Origin of the sequence: Streptomyces sp. TP-A0356 (assembly GCF_001417775.1) — a bacterium.
Classification (GTDB): Bacteria; Actinomycetota; Actinomycetes; order Streptomycetales; family Streptomycetaceae; genus Streptomyces.
Map to the genome: position 1 here is coordinate 1 of NZ_BBZJ01000005.1, position 1,628 is coordinate 1,628.

At 68.2% G+C, this 1,628-nt stretch carries 1 protein-coding gene; it reads right to left on the reverse strand.

The window, feature by feature from the left end:
- Window positions 1–37: 37 nt before the first annotated feature.
- Window positions 38–1,546, reverse strand: coding sequence for an ISL3 family transposase (locus ASC56_RS00045; RefSeq protein WP_055489032.1), 1,509 nt, complete (start codon window positions 1,544–1,546; stop codon window positions 38–40).
- Window positions 1,547–1,628 lie beyond the last annotated feature (82 nt).

Sequence of the window (1,628 nt, forward strand, 5' to 3'; positions counted from 1 at the left end):
GGCCCTGTCTCACATTCGGTGGTGACGGAGTGTGCCGCTATCCGAGGAGGATGCGGTGGCGGAGGAGGGAGAAGCCTGCTCGGCCGTGCATCTGGCGCGCGATCCGCTTGGTCTTGGTGTTGACACCTTCGGTGGGGCCGTTGCTGTACGGAAGTGTGAGTGCAGCGTCCACGGCGTCGCGGTCTCGGTCCAGGCCCCGGGTGAAGGCGTGCAGATGAGGCAGATCGGCTGAGCGAACCTCGACGATCCAACGCGAGAGCCCGTCGGCGTTTCCTGCGCAAGGCGTCAGGAGTTTGGCGAAGCTCCGGACGACGGCGGCCAGTTGGGTCATCTCGGGGCAGGCGGCGGTGAGCCGTGCCAGAAGATCGTGATGTTCGGCCTTGAGGTTGTCGGGCCTGGTGAGGATCATCCGGGCGAGCCGGCGAGGGGAGATGTGGCTGCGGTCGGCGTCCGCGCGGCCCTGGTTGATGTACTTGTGCAGGAGGTTCAGGCAGCCGGTGAACCCGAGGGCCTTGATCTCTTCGAAGAGGTGCTGGACGGGCACGGCGGGATCTTCGGCACGGCGATTGCGCAGGTGCTCGCGGTAGGGGTCGACGAGGCTGGCGCGGTATTTGGGGACGCGGAGCATCCGCTCGGGCCGGTCCGCCCGCGCGTAGCGTTTGACGGTGTTCAGGGCCAGCTGCAGTCGGCGGGCGCATTCGAGCAGGCCCACGCCCTTCTCGAGCAGGTTGTGGACCTGGTGCCAGCGTTCCATGGTCGTCTGCGCGCGGGGCCCATCGTAGATGGGCGCGTCCAGCACGGCGGCCCAGCAGGTGCTGTGTGCCCTCACCTCGCTCAGGGCGGCTTCGCAGAGGTTGTGCCACAGGTGCCACCGGTCGGCGACCTGGACTGCGTCGGGCAGGGCGCGGCGGATGGCCTCGGCGTAGGTGGCTGAGCCGTCTCGGCACACGATCTCGATGCCCGGATGCCCGCGCAGCCATGCTTCCAGCGTGTCGGCGGTACGGTCGGGAAGTACGTCGATCCGTTCATGGGTCTCGGCGTCGATCACCACGGTGGCGTAGCGGTGCCGTCGGCGCAGGGCGAAGTCGTCGACGCCGATCACGCGGGGCACCCGCCCGGTGGGCAACGGGATGCGTAGCAGGGTGCGCAGGGCCGTGTGACGCGACAGGCCCACTGCGAGTATCGCCAGCAGACGCGATCCAGCCCGGCCCGCTAACTCTTTGACCACGGCCTTGACCTGCCTGGTCAGACGGGCCGTACGGCGCTGGTATCGCTCCAGCACCCCGGGTATCTGCTCACGGAAGGTCTGCCGGCAGCCGCGTGTGGGACACACCAGGCGTCGCACTCGCACACGAACCACCACCCGGCGGTCGTCCACCGGCACGTCGGCGACTCTCCGCCAGTGGTAGCCGTGCACCCGCCCCGTCGGCGCCCCGCACACCGGACAGATCGCGGTGCCTTGCGGAGTCTGCGCCCGCACCACGATCCGCTCACCCTCGTCGGCCACATCCTCGACGACCAGCGGGAACAGTCCCGAAAACACCATCTGCACAAGCTCGTTGACGTCCTTCACACGAAGGTCAACGACCCTCACGACTCTCCGTCACCACCGAATGTGAGACAGGGCC

Excerpts from the sequence above, each read along its gene's own strand:
- ASC56_RS00045 (WP_055489032.1), bottom strand. The coding sequence starts at position 1,546 with ATGGTGTTTTCGGGACTGTTCCCGCTGGTCGTCGAGGATGTGGCCGAC.